The sequence below is a fragment of the Pedobacter sp. KBW06 genome (genome assembly GCF_003852525.1).
GTDB lineage: Bacteria > Bacteroidota > Bacteroidia > Sphingobacteriales > Sphingobacteriaceae > Pedobacter.
In genome coordinates this window covers 222,022-239,814 of the sequence record NZ_QAJL01000002.1, presented here as the reverse complement: position 1 = coordinate 239,814, position 17,793 = coordinate 222,022, and the positions used below count along the sequence as shown (strand labels likewise).

Annotated in this window: 17 protein-coding genes; 6 read left to right on the top strand and 11 right to left on the bottom strand. The window is 41.7% G+C overall.

The features are described from left to right. The first annotated feature begins 25 nt into the window (after positions 1–25). Entirely contained in the window at positions 26–340 is a 315-nt protein-coding gene (locus DBR43_RS11155) for a DUF3467 domain-containing protein (protein WP_074612236.1), read from the top strand. On the opposite strand, the gene miaA is transcribed toward DBR43_RS11155, so the two are convergent. The 6 genes from miaA to DBR43_RS11125 all read right to left on the bottom strand — a co-directional run bounded on the left by miaA (position 337) and on the right by DBR43_RS11125 (position 5,941). Continuing rightward, the gene (gene miaA, locus DBR43_RS11150; protein WP_124580886.1) at positions 337–1,248 is read right to left on the bottom strand and encodes a tRNA (adenosine(37)-N6)-dimethylallyltransferase MiaA; all 912 of its coding nucleotides are present in this window, start codon (positions 1,246–1,248) and stop codon (positions 337–339) included. The genes DBR43_RS11155 and miaA overlap by 4 nt on opposite strands. 9 nt (positions 1,249–1,257) lie before the next feature. Beyond that, positions 1,258–1,914, bottom strand: coding sequence for an IS1096 element passenger TnpR family protein (locus DBR43_RS11145; protein ID WP_124580884.1), 657 nt, complete (start codon positions 1,912–1,914; stop codon positions 1,258–1,260). A 70-nt stretch (positions 1,915–1,984) separates the two neighbouring features. Continuing rightward, a complete protein-coding gene (locus tag DBR43_RS11140; protein WP_124580882.1) occupies positions 1,985–3,391 on the bottom strand; it encodes a CCA tRNA nucleotidyltransferase in 1,407 nt (468 codons plus the stop codon). 25 nt (positions 3,392–3,416) lie between these two features. Next, a complete protein-coding gene (locus DBR43_RS11135) occupies positions 3,417–3,983 on the bottom strand; it encodes an L-threonylcarbamoyladenylate synthase (protein WP_124580880.1) in 567 nt (188 codons plus the stop codon). Between the two features lie 7 nt (positions 3,984–3,990). After that, positions 3,991–5,118 (bottom strand): glycosyltransferase family 4 protein, encoded by a 1,128-nt coding sequence (locus DBR43_RS11130; protein WP_124580878.1) that lies wholly within the window; start codon positions 5,116–5,118, stop codon positions 3,991–3,993. Positions 5,119–5,122: 4 nt separating this feature from the next. After that, a complete protein-coding gene (locus DBR43_RS11125) occupies positions 5,123–5,941 on the bottom strand; it encodes a 2,3,4,5-tetrahydropyridine-2,6-dicarboxylate N-succinyltransferase (RefSeq protein ID WP_124580876.1) in 819 nt (272 codons plus the stop codon). 78 nt (positions 5,942–6,019) lie between these two features. Between DBR43_RS11125 and DBR43_RS11120 the strand changes: the two genes are divergently transcribed. Next, positions 6,020–6,421: an RNA-binding S4 domain-containing protein gene (locus DBR43_RS11120; protein ID WP_124580874.1), complete on the top strand. Its 402-nt coding sequence runs from the start codon at positions 6,020–6,022 to the stop codon at positions 6,419–6,421. 1 nt (position 6,422) lies between these two features. On the opposite strand, the gene DBR43_RS11115 is transcribed toward DBR43_RS11120, so the two are convergent. The 3 genes from DBR43_RS11115 to DBR43_RS11105 form a co-directional block, all read right to left on the bottom strand. Beyond that, positions 6,423–7,148 carry an EcsC family protein gene (locus tag DBR43_RS11115; RefSeq protein ID WP_124580872.1) on the bottom strand — a complete coding sequence of 242 codons (726 nt, stop codon included), beginning with the start codon at positions 7,146–7,148 and terminating at the stop codon, positions 6,423–6,425. Positions 7,149–7,150: 2 nt separating this feature from the next. Continuing rightward, the gene (locus DBR43_RS11110) at positions 7,151–7,639 is read right to left on the bottom strand and encodes a nucleoside deaminase (protein WP_199757027.1); all 489 of its coding nucleotides are present in this window, start codon (positions 7,637–7,639) and stop codon (positions 7,151–7,153) included. Positions 7,640–7,748: 109 nt separating this feature from the next. Next, positions 7,749–8,348 carry an OmpH family outer membrane protein gene (locus DBR43_RS11105; protein WP_124580870.1) on the bottom strand — a complete coding sequence of 200 codons (600 nt, stop codon included), beginning with the start codon at positions 8,346–8,348 and terminating at the stop codon, positions 7,749–7,751. A 257-nt stretch (positions 8,349–8,605) separates the two neighbouring features. On the opposite strand from DBR43_RS11105, the gene gyrB reads away from it, so the two are divergent. Both gyrB and DBR43_RS11095 read left to right on the top strand, forming a co-directional pair. Further along, positions 8,606–10,564, top strand: a complete 1,959-nt coding sequence (gyrB, locus tag DBR43_RS11100; RefSeq protein WP_124580868.1) for a DNA topoisomerase (ATP-hydrolyzing) subunit B — start codon at positions 8,606–8,608, stop codon at positions 10,562–10,564. 104 nt (positions 10,565–10,668) lie between these two features. Beyond that, on the top strand, positions 10,669–11,094 hold the full coding sequence (locus DBR43_RS11095) for a hypothetical protein (protein ID WP_124580866.1): 426 nt from the start codon (positions 10,669–10,671) through the stop codon (positions 11,092–11,094). A gap of 60 nt (positions 11,095–11,154) precedes the next feature. On the opposite strand, the gene DBR43_RS11090 is transcribed toward DBR43_RS11095, so the two are convergent. Further along, positions 11,155–11,580 carry an aspartyl protease family protein gene (locus DBR43_RS11090; protein ID WP_124580864.1) on the bottom strand — a complete coding sequence of 142 codons (426 nt, stop codon included), beginning with the start codon at positions 11,578–11,580 and terminating at the stop codon, positions 11,155–11,157. A 4-nt stretch (positions 11,581–11,584) separates the two neighbouring features. Continuing rightward, positions 11,585–12,523, bottom strand: a complete 939-nt coding sequence (mdh, locus tag DBR43_RS11085; protein ID WP_124580862.1) for a malate dehydrogenase — start codon at positions 12,521–12,523, stop codon at positions 11,585–11,587. Between the two features lie 231 nt (positions 12,524–12,754). Here mdh and DBR43_RS11080 point away from each other — a divergent pair, with 231 nt between their 5' ends. Together DBR43_RS11080 and dnaE are read left to right on the top strand one after the other, a co-directional pair. Beyond that, complete coding sequence (locus tag DBR43_RS11080; RefSeq protein ID WP_233602942.1) at positions 12,755–13,255, top strand: lipocalin family protein; 501 nt, start codon at positions 12,755–12,757, stop codon at positions 13,253–13,255. 95 nt (positions 13,256–13,350) lie between these two features. Continuing rightward, positions 13,351–17,781 carry a DNA polymerase III subunit alpha gene (dnaE, locus tag DBR43_RS11075; RefSeq protein WP_124580861.1) on the top strand — a complete coding sequence of 1,477 codons (4,431 nt, stop codon included), beginning with the start codon at positions 13,351–13,353 and terminating at the stop codon, positions 17,779–17,781. Positions 17,782–17,793 lie beyond the last annotated feature (12 nt).

Here is a 17,793-nt window from a genome sequence, read left to right as displayed (position 1 = left end):
GATTTTAAAGCGGTAGTTTTGTGTTATGGAAGAACAGCACAACGATAACCAGCTAAACATTGAACTTTCTGAAGAAGTTGCAGAAGGGATCTTTTCAAACCTTGCTATTATTACCCATTCTAATACAGAATTTGTTCTGGATTTCATCAGGGTAATGCCTGGAGTACCTAAAGCAAGAGTGAAGTCAAGGATTATCCTGACCCCTGAGCATGCCAAGAGACTAATGGTGGCGATGCAGGATAATCTGGAAAAATATGAAGCTGCGCACGGAAGAATTAAAACCCAGGAAGAGCCTCCGGGATTTCCGATGAACTTTGGCGGACCAACAGCTCAGGCCTAAGCATTTAAGATTTTATCAATATGAAGGATGACCGCTTTGCTTTCAGTAGGTTCAAACCAGGCAGTGCTGTCATCCCTTCTAAACCAGGTGAGCTGGCGTTTGGCAAAACGTCTTGTATTTTGTTTGATCTTATCTACAGCTGTTTCCAGCGTGATGTTACCGTCCAGGTAATCGAATAATTCGGAATAGCCGACGGTATTCAGGGCATTGTATTTCCGGTAATCCTGAAGTCCCTTTACTTCCTCAAGAAGCCCTGCTTCCATCATTTTATCAACCCTAAGGTTAATCTGCTGATACAGGGCCGTACGGTCCATATTTAAGCCTATTTTAATGATGTTGAACGGACGTTGCTTTTTACTGTTGGTTTGATAAGAGGAGAGCTTTTCGCCTGTGGAGAGAAAGAATTCAAGTCCCCTGACCATTCGCTGAGGATTGGCCTGATCAACTTTTGCATAATACTCCGGATCGTGGGCCTGCAGTTGCTCCCTGATGGATGTTATGCCCTCTTTTTCCAGCTGTTCTTTGAGTTTTTTACGGATGTTAAGATCGGCATCCGGGAGGTCATCCAGGCCATTACATACGGCATCGATGTATAAACCGGATCCGCCGACCATAATCAGCAGATCCTGTTTTTTAAAGAGTTCATCCATTAGGCGGAGGGCCTGTATTTCAAAGTCGCCCGTACTGAAAAGTGTTTCAATACTATGGGAATCGATAAAGTGATGGGGAGCTGCTTCCAACTCTTCCTGGGAAGGTTTTGCCGTTCCTATTGCCATCTCCTTAAAGAACTGACGGGAATCTGCCGAAATGATCTCTGTAGAAAAATGTCTGGCCAATGCGATGGCCAGTGCAGTCTTTCCTATTCCGGTAGGGCCGACAATTACAATTAAGGTTTTATCCAATGCCATATCCGGGCACTAATAATCTTCTTTGCTATCGTATTCTTCGTCTTCGTAGCTGTCGTCACTTCCGAATTCGTCTGCATCATCTCCATCTTCTTCGGCATCATCATCAATCGTTTTTTCTTCCGTATTGATTCCTCTTCCGCCCATGGCTTCAATTTCTTCTGTATCTTCAGGAACAAAGTCCATCTCATTCAGAAAATCAAATTCTGTTGATTCCGGATTTGAAGACACTGCTACCGAACCAAAATTGTCTTTGTCGATGATTTTAGGCGCTTCTCCGGTACTTTTAACCAGTACAGGGTATTCGAGCTTGGGATCAGTTTCCAGAATGATCTTGATCAGTTCTACATGAAAGTCGAAGGGGCGGTCAAAGTTGTAGATATAGTAAAACTTCTGATGCGGATCTTCGATAAAACTACTCAATTTTGCTTTTTCCATTAAGGTAACCCCTCTGTCCGTTTTACGTTGGGTAGGCAGGTAAGCAATTTCATCTCCTTTGATCCAGTGATCGGTACTCACATAAAAGGAAGAAGATTTTTCAGCAGAATATCCTGTTGAGCGATGTACCGCACGATGTAAATCTTCAAATGTCTGGTTTGATTTTATATCGATTTCCCTAACTACTTCATCGAAATCTTCAAAACTTATTCTAAATCTATAAATTGCCATCTGAGCTTTTTTTCTAGCTATAAAATTAAAAAATATTATCTATAATTTGTGTTCCTGTCTTCGGGCTGTATTACTGCTTTACAGGCAGAAGGCCAAATTCCTTTGCTTTCTCGAGCATGAACTGTAACGCTTCTTCGTAGGTATTTTTGATTTCACCTTCGAGAATTGCTTCCCGGATGGCATTCTTAATCAGCCCTACTTCTTTTCCTGCAGCCAGACCGAATACTTCCATGATGTCATTTCCGGTAATTGGAGGTTGCCAGTTTCTGATTTTATCACGTTCCTCTACATCTTTGAGTTTCTGTTTTACCAGTTCAAAGTTATTGCGGTATTTTTTTACTTTGTACTCGTTTTTGGTCGTTACATCTGCGTTGCAGAGCATCATGAGGCTTTCGATGTCTTCTCCTGCATCAAACAAAAGCCTTCTTACTGCCGAGTCTGTAACTACTTCCTGTGCCAGTACAATCGGGCGAAGGTGAAGTTGTACCAGCTTTTGCACGAGTTTCATTTTCTCGTTCAGTGGAAGTTTCAACTGGTTAAAGATCTGGGGCACCATGCGTGCTCCTTTATCTTCATGTCCATGAAAGGTCCAGCCATGTCCTTCTTCAAAACGTTTTGTTGGCGGTTTGGCAATGTCATGAAGAATGGCCGCCCAACGGAGCCAAAGATCGTCTGTAGCGAGACAAATATTGTCCAGTACCTGTAAAGTGTGATAAAAATTGTCCTTATGTCCTTTTCCATTGATAAAGTCCACCCCGTAGAGGTTGGCCATTTGTGGAAAGATGAGGTGTAAAAGACCGGTATCAAACAGATATTTAAAGCCAATGGAAGGGATTTTTGAAAGAATGATCTTGTTGAGCTCATCGGTAACGCGCTCTTTGGAAACAATGGAAATTCTTTCTTTCTGCTTCTTAATGGCATTGATGGCACTTTCGTCGATGCTGAAACCCAGTTGGGTGGCAAAGCGAATGGCCCTCATCATTCTTAAAGGATCATCTGAAAAGGTGATTTCAGGATCAAGAGGTGTTTTGATGAGTTTATTTTCCAGGTCAGTGGTACCTCCGAAGGGGTCTACCAGCTGTCCGTAATTTTCTTTATTCAGGGAGATGGCCAGGGCGTTGATGGTGAAATCCCTTCTCAGCTGGTCATCTTTGATGGTGCCGTTTTCTACAATTGGTTTCCGGGAGTCTGAGCGGTAAGATTCCTTTCTTGCGCCCACAAACTCGATCTCCAGATCTTTGGTTTTTAACATGGCAGTGCCAAAGTTTTTGAATACTGCAACCTTGGTTTTTAGTACTTTACCTGCAAGTTCCGCGAATTCTATACCATTCCCCAATACCACAATATCAATGTCTTTGGAAGGTCTTTCTAAGAAAATATCGCGCACATATCCACCTATCACGTATGCTTCAATCTGATGTGTTTGAGCTATATCGGCAAGGACTTTAAATACTGACTGTTGTAAATGTTTTTCCATTAATGAGTTACAAAAGTAATAAAACTTACTTTCTAATAAAGGAAAATTGCCCTCCCGGTGCTAATTTCATTATGGTAGAAGGTTTTTTAGGACTTTGAAGCTCTTGTTCCCAATCGACTACGTAATCTACAGCAGCTTTAATTTCTTCATCAATCTCATCGAATATCAGCGGAGAAGGTGATCCTGATTTATTGGCAGAGGTAGAAGTAATCGGCTTTCTGAACCTTTGGATGAGCTGTTGACAGAAATCATGTTTCACAATTCTGATGCCTACACTGCCATCTTCATTGATGACATTTTTGGCCAGGTTTTTTGCACCTGAAAAGATGATGGTAAGTGGATGTTCTGCATACTCGATCAGATCGTAAGCCACATCCGGAATTTCTGTTACATAACTTTGCAGCTTGGAATCGTTATCCAGGAGGATAATGAAACTCTTATCTGCACTACGTTCTTTAATCGCATTTATTTTGGCTGCTGCAGCCTCGTTGGTCGCATCGCAACCTAATCCCCATACGGTATCCGTCGGATAAAGGATAACCCCTCCATCTTTTAAAACATTAAGGGCCTTTTCAATTTCTGTTCTAAGCATAAAACTGTTATTTCTGGTGACTGGAAAGCACCTGGGTGTAAACTTTCATCAGTGCTCCGGCGATGACCCGGGTATTAAATTTCTGAACATATTCCAATCCCTTTGTTTTCATTTGTCCGGCAAGGGCAGGATCATTCAATACTTTGTTGATGGCTGCTGATAGGGCGGCATGGTTAAATGGAGAGACATAGAGGCTATTTTCGCCACCCGCTTCCTCCAGGCAGGAACCCGTCGCAGCGATTACCGGAACTCCGGAATAAAGCGCTTCAATGATTGGGATGCCAAAACCTTCATAAAGGGATGGATATACAAATGAGCCGGCCATCTGGTAAATGGAAGGCAGTTCATCAAAGGGAACATTCTGAAGAAAATAAACCCTGTCTTTTAGACCCAGGTTCGCGATCTCCTGATGAACGGAATCCGCGTAGGCGGTCTGTTTTCCTACCACGACCAACTGATAATCCGGATGGATCTGTGGTAATGCTTTGATGAGGGTTAACAGGTTTTTTCTGGTTTCTATTGTTCCTACATTCAGGATGTATTTGTGCGGTAAATTATGTTTAATCCGTACTTCCTGTTTTGTTTGCGCTGATGAAGGAGATTTGAAGCTATCGTCGCAGCTTTGATAAATGACCTCAATCTTGTCAGGATCAGTATGGAAAAATTCGATAATGTCTCTTTTTGTACATTCACTGATGGCGACGATCTTGTCGGCATGCCTGCAGGCGTAACGGGCTTTCAGTTTATAGATGAACCTGTCGATCCTCCCGAAATACTTTGGGAACTTTAAAAAGATCAGGTCATGGATGGTGACAATAGCCGGGATGCCGGAATTTTGGATCTTGAGCGGAATTTCATGACTCAAGCCATGAAACAGGTCGATATTGTCTTTTAGCAGCTGTTTTTTTATTCCGGAAGTTCTCCAGAATAATCCGGGTTGATCAGGAAGCCTGGACTCAATGCCTTTGGCTGCTAAGAAATGCCTGATCTGTGCGTGTTCTTTTATTTTTGGGCTGTATACAAAGTATTGGTTTTGAGGGAAAAATTCAGCGAGCTGGGCAATTAATGATCTGCTGTAATTTCCCAGTCCTGTTAAGTTGTTTGTTGCTCTTTTTCCGTCAAAACCAATCTTCATTATATTATACCGCTACATTGTTTTCTCTTAATGCATCATTAAGGGAAGTCTTTTTATCTGTAGATTCTTTACGCTGACCGATGATCAGTGCACATGGAACCTGGAATTCTCCCGCCGGGAATTTCTTCGCATAGCTACCTGGAATTACCACCGAACGCGCAGGAACGATTCCTTTGTATTCTACCGGACTGCTTCCGGTTACATCAATGATTTTAGTAGATGCTGTTAATACCACGTTTGCACCAAGAACAGCTTCTCTTTCTACACGTACCCCTTCTACAACGATCGCTCTTGAACCAAGGAAACAGTTGTCTTCGATGATTACCGGGGCCGCCTGAATTGGTTCCAGAACGCCACCAATACCTACACCACCACTTAGGTGAACATGTTTACCGATTTGTGCACATGAACCTACAGTAGCCCAGGTATCCACCATTGTACCTTCGTCTACATAAGCACCTATGTTTACATAAGAAGGCATCATGATTACACCTTTAGCGAGATAAGCGCCATAACGTGCGATACCATGAGGAACAACCCTTACGCCTAATTCTTTATAATTGGTTTTTAATTTCATTTTATCATGAAATACAAAAGGACCAACTTCAATTTCTTTCATTTCTCTGATTGGAAAATAAAGGATTACTGCCTTTTTGATCCACTCATTCACTCCCCATGAGTTAAGTACCGGTTCAGCAACGCGCATTTCACCTTTATCTAACTGCATAATCACCGTTTCTATTGCTTCGCAATATTCACTATATTCTAATAAAGTTCTGTCTTCCCAAGCGGCTTCTACTAACTTTTTTAATTGTGCTATCATGTTGTAAGTTATTTTTTGACAAAATAAATCAATTTTATGTATAGACCATTGTTTTCTATAATGTATTTTTGATTTTTTATGGCAGAGCAGGAAAAATTACGGATAGATAAGTACTTATGGGCGATCAGATTATTTAAGACCAGGAGCCTGGCGACAGAGGCTTGTAAGGCCGGTCGGATTAAGTTGAATGGTCAGAATCTGAAAGCTTCAGCAGTAGTAAAGCCTGGGGATGTGTACCAGGTATCCAAAGGAATTGAGAAGAAGGTGATCGAAGTGGTTGAGCTTTTATACAATAGGGTAGAGGCGAAAATTGCAGTGACGAAATATAAAGACATTACTCCTGAAGAAGAGACTTATGGATTTAAAAGCATGTTCCATGCTCCTGCACTGAAAAGAGATCGTGGAACAGGGAGGCCAACAAAGAAAGACCGCCGGGAGACCGATGCCCTTACTGACGATCTTTTTAAGGAAGAGGAATAAATCAGGATTGACCGATGATTCTCATCCGATAAGCCTGTATTGCAGTTTTGCCTAGTTTTTTTATCAGCTGATAATTGGCAACAGCACCTACTGCGGCGCCAACAACCGGAAGAAGCTGTGCCATTTTGGCGAGGTCAATGTAATCTCTGTATTCCTGCTGAAAGGTTTTCCAATCGAAGTTTTCTGAATTTTCGGGGAGGATATGGCGTTTCTGATCCCAGTTTTCCATATGCATAAAGATTTTCGTGCGTCCATGCTGACTGGAAAATGCGAGCTGGAAGATGTACAGGATGTATAGACGTTCCTTATAGTCTTTAACGTCGAAGCCATAAATCGTCGCAATTTCAAAGAGCATTTTCATCTTTATGCCGATCAATACCGGAAAATCAGCCATGCTCATCAGGAATCCACCGGCACCGGTAATTCCCCCTTCTGCAGCTCCGGTTTTACAATAGTTGTCAATTTTTTGTTTTACCAGGGCTTCCCTGTGCAGGAGACTTATTTCTACTGCAGGCAGGATTGAAGTGGTGTAGGTGGAACCATAAAGCACGGCCTGGACCATTTTCTTAATGGTCACTGTAATTGCGGTATGGACTTTCTCAGGAATGTAACTGTTGATTTTCTTCTGGATATTGTTTGTCATCTTGTTCAGAAAGGATGGTTTCTCCATCATTTCCCGTTTCCAGAATTCCAGTTCTATCCTGATGTTTTCCTGATACTTGTCCATTTTTAATAGTCTATTTTCATGGAGGATTGCTCCCAGAGCTGGAAAGCCTGTTGTGCTTCTTTTCTCATCATCTGGTGGATAGGTAAGGTACGTTTTGCCATTGGCTTTTCAATTTCATCGTAAATGAATTTATCATCGAAGCCAATGTTTGCCGCGTCTACTTTGGTGTTGGCATAGTAGATCGTTTCGATCCTTGCCCAATAAATGGCACTGAGACACATCGGGCATGGCTCACAACTGGTATAAACTACACATCCGCTGAGGTCAAATGTCTTTAGTTTTTTACAGGCCAAACGAATCGCAGAAACTTCTGCATGGGCCGTCGGATCATTTGTTGTGGTTACCTTATTGCCACTTTTGGCTATAATTTTGCCGTCTTTTACGACTACTGCTCCAAAAGGGCCACCAAGACCTCCGGTGACATTCTTTTCAGATAGAGCGATGGCGAGTTTCATGAATTTTTCGTGTGGATTGTTTTCTTTAACTGGCATAATGATGGTTTTGTTCGTTGTTGCTATGCTTTTGTAGCATAATCCTGGTTTTATAGCGCAAAAAAAATGCCCCGAATGACCAGGGCATTTAAATTCTTAGCAGGAAGAACTATTTTTTGTCTGCTTTATAGGCTTCGTTTAATCCTACAATTACTTCGCTTGTTACATCTAAAGACTCATCAGCAAAAAGGATTGCACTGTTTCCTTTAGAATAAGTCAATACCATTTTGAAACCTTTTCCTTTGGCATAAGTTTTCAGGTATTGTGCAACTTTATCATATAATTTTTCATTTTCTGAAGCTTGTTCATTCTGAAGGGCAGCACCTGCATTTTGTGAATAAGCTTGTAATTCCTGTTGTTTACGGGCAAGTCTTTCTTCTGTAGAAGCACGTTGATCAGCAGGCAGGGTATTTTGTTGCTGCTGATATTGTGATACTTCACGCTGGAATGCCTGTTGTTTAGAAGCAAGATCTGTTTGAGCAGTTTTTGACTTCGCATCAAGTTTCGTTTTTAAGTCTTTGAAATACTGATATTTTGTTAGCAGGGAATCAGAATTCACATAGACGATTTTCTCTGCGCTAGTCACTGTAGCCGACTCAGATTTTGTAGCAGGTGCAGTGGTGTTTTCTTTGTTTTGGCAAGAAGCCATTACGGAAACTAGTGCGACTGCAGTAGCAATGCTGCCAAGTTTTAATGTTGATCTTTTCATCTAATGATTATAATTGATATTTTATTTTAATTTTTGGTTCCCATCATCCTTCCAGCCGGTTTAAGACCTGTTTTTTAGGATGCCCCTTCCATTTTTGGCGGATAAATTTCAACAAATATAAAATTTCAAATTTAGTATCCTAAAGAACTGTGATTTTTAGCGTGTTTTTTGGGCCTTTTATGGGTAGATAGTTATCCACATTTGCGGTTAATTGGCCTAAAATGGTTATCTTTGAGTCTAATTGTTTTATTAAAAATATGAGCGAAGAAAAGGATCCAAAGTCAAATTATTCGGCAGATAATATACAGGTATTAGAAGGTTTAGAAGCGGTGCGTAAGCGCCCTTCGATGTATATAGGAGACACCGGAGTAAAAGGATTACATCATTTAGTTTACGAAGTAGTAGATAACTCTATAGATGAGGCGTTGGCAGGTCATGCCGACACGATATATGTAAATATTCTTAAAGACAACTCGATCAGGGTTGAAGATAACGGGCGTGGTATTCCTACGGGAATTATGCAGAAGGAGCAAAAGTCAGCTCTGGAAATTGTAATGACGGTATTACACGCTGGTGGTAAATTTGATAAGGACACTTATAAAGTTTCCGGTGGTTTGCATGGTGTGGGGGTAAGTTGCGTAAACGCATTATCTACACATTTAAAAGCGCAGGTTCACCGTGACGGGCAATTATGGGAGCAGGATTACGAAAAAGGGAAGCCTCAGTACGATGTTAAAGTTGTGGGAGAAACGGACAAAAGAGGAACGGTAATTACCTTTACTCCGGATCCGGAAATCTTTACCCAAACAACGGAGTACCGTTATGATACTTTGGCCAGCAGGCTTAGAGAGCTGTCCTTCCTGAATAAAGGAATTAAATTAACCCTTACTGATGAGCGTGAGCTTGATGATCAGGGAAATCCGATTTCTGAGCTTTTCCATTCAGAAGGTGGATTAAAAGAATTTGTTCAGTTTTTAGATGGAGGTCGTCCTTCACTAATTGCGGAGCCGATTTATGTAGAAGGAATTAAAAACGGAATTCCTGTAGAGCTTGCTTTACAATACAACGACAGCTATGCTGAAAATGTACACTCTTATGTGAATAACATCAATACCCATGAGGGAGGTACGCATATTGCAGGTTTCAGAAGAGGTTTAACCAGAACATTAAAAGCTTATGCTGATAAATCGGGATTGCTTAAAAATGTAAAATTTGAGATCACCGGTGATGACTTTAGAGAAGGCTTAACGGCTGTAGTTTCTGTTAAAGTTCAGGAGCCTCAGTTTGAAGGTCAGACAAAAACAAAGTTGGGTAACTCTGAGGTAATGGGTGCAGTTGATGTGGCCGTTGGTGAGGCGTTAAGTAACTACCTGGAAGAATATCCAAGAGAAGCGAAGCTGATCGTAAATAAAGTGATCCTTGCTGCTACAGCGCGTGCTGCAGCCCGTAAGGCCCGTGAGATGGTTCAACGTAAGAGTGTAATGGGTGGTTCAGGCCTTCCAGGTAAGCTTGCCGATTGTTCTGACAGTGATCCGGAAAAATGTGAGATATACCTGGTGGAGGGAGACTCCGCAGGTGGAACTGCCAAACAAGGCAGGGACCGTAATTTCCAGGCGATCCTTCCTTTAAAAGGTAAGATCCTGAATGTGGAAAAAGCGATGGAGCATAAGATCTACGAGAACGACGAGATCAAGAATATGTTTACTGCATTGGGCGTAAGTATTGGAACACCGGAAGATGATAAAGCTTTAAATCTAACAAAGCTTCGTTACCATAAAGTAGTGATCATGACGGATGCGGATATCGATGGATCTCACATCACGACCTTGATTCTTACTTTCTTCTTCAGATATATGAAATCCTTAATCGAAGCTGGTTACGTGTATATCGCTGCGCCACCTTTGTATCAGGTTAAAAAAGGAAAAGATTTTGAATATTGCTGGAATGACCAACAACGTGATGCAGCAGTGCAACGTTTGAAAGGTGCTGGTAAAGAAGAGAGTGTACATATTCAACGCTATAAAGGTCTTGGAGAGATGAACGCAGAGCAGTTATGGGATACTACCCTTAACCCTTCAACACGTACGTTATTACAGGCAACGATTGAAAATGCAGCGGAATGTGACCATACTTTCTCCATGCTAATGGGTGATGAGGTTGGTCCAAGAAGGGATTTCATCGAAAGAAATGCAAAATATGCTAAGATTGACGCTTAGTTAAAGCGTGTTAACTTGCAAAAAGGAGCGATTGAAAAATCGCTCCTTTTTTTTGTCTTTAATTTTTTGATGGTGTATATTGTATTACACACAAATGATTGATTATGAAAAGATTAATTTTATTCCTGCTGGTTTTTCCGGTCTGTTATGGATTGAAAGCACAGCAACAAAAAGCGAATGGCTGTTTGCCAGGCTTCCTTATCCCGTTAAACAGAGCAGTGACAATTATCAGTAAGCTGGAGGTAGGGAACATTACTACGCTCGTAGACGCTATTGGAACGCATACTACGCTCATCAAAAATGGGGAAAATGCCTTGTTTGTTAATTCGAAAGGCTTACATTCCACAGTGATGAAAACCGGCAATGTCAGTACGATAGTGAATGCTGACGGAACTCATTCTACGTGGATTGATAATGGTGCTACCGGTCTGATTGTGAATGCTGATGGAACCCATTCTACGGTAATTAATAATGGAGCTACCTCCATCGTTGTGAATCCTGATGGGACACATACCGTAATTATTAATTAGAAAAGCTGTAAAGGACCTTGTCCGGGAAGTACATCTTGGGGTAAAGGTCCTTTTAAATAATTAATCCGCGTAAAGAAATAGCCTTAATTTTCTGTAGTTGATATTGGCATAGTACTTCAGCAGTATGTCGCTTCCAATGATACCAATTACTTTTGGATGGCCCATTTGTTCGTACGCCTGGTTAACAGTATCTAAATCAAGTGCGACGGTATCGTAATCATTGATGACTAACCTGCCGATTTTTAATTTAGGGATCGTGGCCTGGAGAGTGGTTGATGTAGCAAAGAGGGTAGTGGCGTGTGTTTCTTCACTATGTTCCAGTTCAGAAATATTTGCTTTGATTAATGTCATATCGAATACTGACCTGGAAGCACCTGTATCGAGTACTGCAAAAGATTTCTTCCCAAAAATGACAATTTCCACCAAAAGGTGGAAACCATCATCTTGTAAATTTATTAAGGTTAAAGGAACAGAAATGGTTCTCATTAATTTAAACTAATTTCATCTCCTGCAATACGCTGTTCATGGCGCGTACGGCATCGGCGCTTTTATTAAATGAAGCTTGTTCTTCTTCATTTAATTTGTAATCTATTATTTTTTCCCATCCGTTACGTCCAACGATTACGGGAACACCCAGACAGATGTCATTCTGACCGTATTCTCCATCAAGGGATACGCAGCAGGTAAATAATTTTTTCTCATCACGGACAATGCTTTCTACTAACGCAGCTCCTGCAGCACCCGGTGCATACCAGGCAGAGGTTCCAAGAAGGCCCGTTAATGTAGCTCCACCAACCATGGTATCTGCTGCAACTTTATCTAAGGTTGCTTTATCCAGCAGATCAGACACTGGCAAGCTCTGGTAAGTGGCGTAGCGAGTTAAAGGGATCATGGTAGTATCTCCATGGCCTCCGATTACAAAACCCTGCAAATCATTTGAATTGCAGTTTAAAGCAACACTTAAATAATATTTGAAACGGGCACTGTCTAATGTTCCACCCATTCCGATGATTCTGTTTTTAGGTAATCCAAGGGATTTTAATGCCAGGTAAGTCATCGTGTCCATTGGGTTACTGATCACTATAATGATGGCATCGGGAGAATATTTTAAAATGTTTTCTGCTACACCTTTTACGATTCCGGCATTAATTCCGATCAGTTCTTCGCGGGTCATCCCCGGTTTGCGCGGAAGTCCGGAAGTAATCACAGCCACTGTAGAGCCTGCTGTTTTGCTGTAATCGTTGGTTACACCGGTAATTTTTGTATCAAAGCCTAATAAAGTGGCGGTTTGCATCATGTCAATTGCTTTGCCTTCTGCAAAACCTTCTTTGATGTCTAATAAAACGAGCTCTTCTGCTAATTCTTTTCTGGCAATATTATCTGCACAAGTGGCGCCTACTGCGCCGGCACCTACAACCGTTATTTTCATAATGAATCTAATTTTATTTTAAAGGTTTTCCTCCTGGTTTAAATCTATTGTTTTAAATGCTGATCTATGACTATAAATTTAGGATACAATTAATATATGAAGCAAACCATGTTGGGGAATGTCTCAAGCCGAAGTTAGAAATTTAGGTCAGTTTAAAAAACGCTTTTTAAAACTTTCTTCAACCTTGCTGGTTTTATGATAAAGAATTTACATTTGCTTAATAGTCGTAAAATGATGGACCCTGTTATGGATAATGTACCGGTAGAAAAAGTTGATATTATGTCGTATGCCGGAAAGTGGTATTCTTTGTATTCCATACCTACTTTCATGGACAAGCACTGGCGCCAAACGGTGGAGACCTATGTCATCCATCCCGATGGTTACTATGCTGTTTTTACAGGATATAAAGTGCTGGGGCAGGACAAGCAGAAATATTTCCGCTCTAAACTTTTTGTGATCCGGGGGAGCAGGAATGCGAGGTTCAAAGCCCAGTTTATCTGGCCTATAAAGGCGGATTATTGGGTGATAGAACTTGCCGGGGATTATTCTTATGTGGTGGTTGGACACCCAAAATTTAAATACCTTTTTATCATGGCCAGAAAACCGAACCTACCCCAGGAATTGCTGGCAGAAATCATAGAGCGCTGTCGTAAAAAGGGTTATGATACTTCAAAATTAGTTTCACAGGAACACAAGTCATCACTACCGATTCCTGAGGTTCATTCTGTGTAAAATTATCTGTTGCTATTAGATGGAGAACTGAAAAAATCCGTATTTTTGATCAATCATATTGATTTCTAAAAAGACGATTTTCTAATTACCTAGCTATGTATTTGATTTTTGATACCGAAACGACGGGGTTGCCACGCAATTGGAATGCGCCTATTACCGACACGGATAATTGGCCGAGATGTATCCAGATTGCATGGCAGTTACATGATGAGTTTGGAAATCTTATCGAACACCAGGATTATTTAGTCAGACCTGATGGTTTCAATATTCCTTATGATGCGGAGCGGATTCACGGGATTTCTACAGAGCTTGCAGAAGAACAGGGAATTCCTTTGTCGGAGGTACTGGAGAAGTTCAATGTTGCCCTGGCGAAGTCTAAATTTGTTGTTGGTCAGAATATCGGTTTCGACGTGAACATTATGGGCTGTGAGTTTCATCGTCTTGGCGTAGAAAGCCCGATGAGCCAGATGCCGGTTTTGGATACCTGTACAGAAACCACGGCAGAGCTTTTGCGTTTGCCGGGCGGACGTGGCGGTAAATTTAAATTACCTACATTAACAGAATTACACCAATATCTTTTTGGAGAGCCCTTTGCAGAAGCGCACAATGCGACTGCCGATGTGGAAGCGACCACGCGCTGCTTTCTTCAATTGATAAAACTGGAGGTATTTACACTCGATCAGCTTCAAGCTAACGTAGCCTACATACAGTCTTATAAAGAACGTAATCCCGGAGTAATCCAGCGCGTTGGGTTAAATCACCTGAATTTAAAAGCGGCTTCTGATGAAATCAGAAAGCGGTTATTAAAAGCAGAAGGGCCTAAAGTTTCTAAAAAAACACTGGAAGAGAACAAGCTGGAGCTCGCGTCAGCTACTTATGTTCACTTACACAACCATACGCAGTTTTCGGTACTGCAATCTACCATTAACATCCCTTCGCTGATCAAAGCTACAGCAGCATATAAAATGCCTGCGGTAGCAATGACTGACCATGCCAACATGATGGGGGCATTTCATTTTGTGGCTCAGATTCTGAACCACAACAAAGGTGTGGAAGCAAGAAATCAGGCTGCAGTTGAAAAAGGGGAAACGCCGGATGAGGTGATCATTAAACCTATTGTAGGCTGTGAATTTTTTGTTTGTGAGAACCACGAGGATAAGAAAAGAAAAGACGACGGCTATCAGGTCGTGTTATTGGCCAAGAATAAGGCTGGTTATCATAACCTGGCAAAGATGTCGTCAATAGCCTACACAAAAGGATTCTATTATATTCCAAGGATTGATAAGGCAGTTATAGAACAGTATAAAGATGACATCATTGTACTTTCTGGTAACTTATATGGAGAGATCTCCAGTAAATTGCTAAACCTTGGTGAAAAACAAGCTGAAGAAGCTTTATTGTGGTGGAAATCTCAATTTGGTGAAGACTTTTACATGGAGTTAATGCGCCACAGTCAGGAAGATGAAGATATTGTCAATATCTCCCTGATCGCCCTGGCAAAAAAGCACGATGTGAAGTTGATTGCTACCAACAATACCTATTACATCAACAAAAAAGATGCGAATGCACATGATATTTTATTGTGTGTAAAGGAGGGGGAGAAACAAGCTACACCGATAGGGCGAGGCAGGGGATACCGTTTCGGCTTGCCGAACCAGGAGTATTATTTCAAAACTCCTGAGGAGATGAAAAACCTATTTGCTGATGTACCGGAAGCGATTCTCAACATTCAATCCGTAATCGATAAGATTGAGATTTACAAACTTGCACGGGAAGTACTTTTACCTAAGTTCGATATTTCTGAAGAATTCCTGGTAAAGGAAGATGAGGAAGACGGCGGTAAGCGGGGAGAAAATAAATTTTTACGTCACCTGACTTATGTAGGGGCGAAAAAAAGATACGGTGAAATTACCGAATCGATTACAGAACGTTTGGATTTTGAGTTACAGACCATTGAGAAGACCGGATATCCCGGATACTTTTTGATTGTTCAGGATTTTATTGCGAAAGCAAGGGAGCTGGATGTTTCTGTGGGGCCGGGCAGGGGATCTGCTGCAGGATCTGCAGTAGCTTATTGTCTTGGGATTACGAATATTGACCCCATCAAATACGATTTGCTATTTGAGCGTTTCCTGAATCCGGACAGGGTTTCCATGCCCGATATTGATATCGATTTTGATGATGAGGGCCGTGGAAGGGTAATGGACTACGTAATTAATAAATACGGAGCCAACCAGGTGGCACAGATCATCACCTATGGTACGATGGCAGCAAAGTCGTCGGTAAAAGATACAGCAAGGGTACTTGACCTTCCTTTATACGAGGCGGAGAAGATTGCCAAGTTGATTCCAAACATGAAGCTGGCCAAGATCTTTACGCTGGACGAGAAGAGCCTGAAAGGGGCGCTTCGGGCAGATGAATATGAGAAGGTTTTAGAACTAAAGGGACTGGCAAATGCCAATGACCTTGGTGCCAAGACCCTTGAACAGGCTCAGATTCTGGAAGGTTCCCTAAGAAATACGGGAATCCATGCCTGCGGGGTAATCATCACGCCTAGCGACATTACGAATTTCGTACCCGTAGCTACAGCAAAGGATTCCGATCTTTACGTTACGCAGTTTGACAACTCTGTGGTAGAAAGTGCCGGTTTATTGAAAATGGACTTTTTGGGGTTAAAAACATTAACCCTGATTAAGGATACCGTGAAGCTCGTGAAGTTCCGGCATAATATTGACCTTGATCCGGATAATTTCCCAATTGACGATGCAAAGACTTATGAGCTCTTTCAGCGCGGGGAAACCATCGGTATCTTCCAGTATGAGTCGAACGGGATGCAGAAATACATGAAGGAATTGAAGCCCACCGTATTCGGGGATTTAATTGCCATGAACGCTTTGTACCGTCCGGGACCATTGGAATATATTCCCAGCTTTGTTCGCAGAAAGAACGGAGAGGAAGAGATCAAGTATGACCTTGATGCCTGTGAAGAATATTTAAAAGAAACCTACGGGATTACCGTATATCAGGAGCAGGTGATGCTCTTGTCCCAGAAACTTGCCGGATTTACGAAAGGTGAGGCCGACGTTTTGCGTAAGGCAATGGGTAAGAAACAAAAAGATGTTTTGGATAAGATGAAACCTAAATTTGTGGCTCAGGCTGCGGAAAAGGGACATGATGCTACCGTTCTGGAGAAAATCTGGAAAGATTGGGAAGCATTTGCATCTTATGCCTTCAACAAATCCCACTCTACCTGTTACGCCTGGATTGCCTATCAGACTGCCTATTTAAAAGCACATTATCCTGCTGAATATATGGCGGCGGTACTTTCCAACAACATGAGTGACATTAAACAGGTGGCATTCTTTATGGAAGAGTGTAAGCAAATGGGGGTTTCTGTACTTGGTCCGGACGTAAATGAGTCTGGAACGAAGTTTTCCGTAAACATTAGCGGACAGGTTCGTTTTGGATTATCGGGGATCAAAGGTGTGGGAGAAAAAGCCGTAGAGAGCATCATTCTGGAACGCAACGAAAGTGGTCAGTACAGAAGTGTATATGATTTCGCCAAACGTTCAAATACGCGTACGGTAAATAAGAAAGCTTACGAGAGTTTTGTCTATAGCGGTGCTTTTGATGGATTTGGATACCACAGGGCGCAATATTTCTTTGTGGGGATCAATGATAAGATGAACGGCATCGAAAAGATGATCAAGTTTGCCAATGATTTTCAAAACAATGAATCTTCTGCCCAGTCGTCCTTATTTGGAGGTTCTGTTGCAGACATGATTTACGAGCCAAGCTTGCCTGTTGCTCCGGAGTGGAGCCTGATAGACAGGTTGAAATTCGAGAAGGATGCGATTGGGATCTTTTTGAGTGGTCACCCGCTGGATAATTATAAACTGGAACTGAAAGAATTCTGTCAGCATAAAGTGAAACACTTGTCGCTGGTAAATAAAATCAGGACCGGGGATTCTAATGAGGAGGTACTTGCTGAATTTGAGGGAATCAAAAACCGGGAGCTGGTGGTTGGTGGATTGGTGGTTATTGCCGCGCAAAGGATGACTAAAACCGGAAAGCCTTTCGGAACGATTGTCTTTGAAGATTACGACGATACCTGTGAGCTTGCATTGTTTGGTGATGATTTCATCAAGTTTAAACAATTTCTTACGGATGGATATTTCCTTCAGATTCGTGGAAGGGTTGGTGAGCGTTTCAGAAAAGAGGGCGACTGGGAGTTTAAGATCACATCGATCAGCCTTTTATCCGAACTGCGCGATAAGCTGGCGAAGAGTGTAACCATTCAGGTACCTATAGAAAAGATTACGGATGATTTTATGAGTAAGATCCATGCGATTCTGGAAGAGAACAAAGCGAATACGGATCATCAGAATTGTCAGTTATTATTTGATGTTTATGACCGGGAACAAAATGTAAATGTTAAATTGCCCTCGAAATCACTGAAGATTAATCCTAACAATAACTTTTTAGAGCAATTAACTGCCTTAAACGTTAATCCTAAGTTGAACTAATGTCATTTTGGC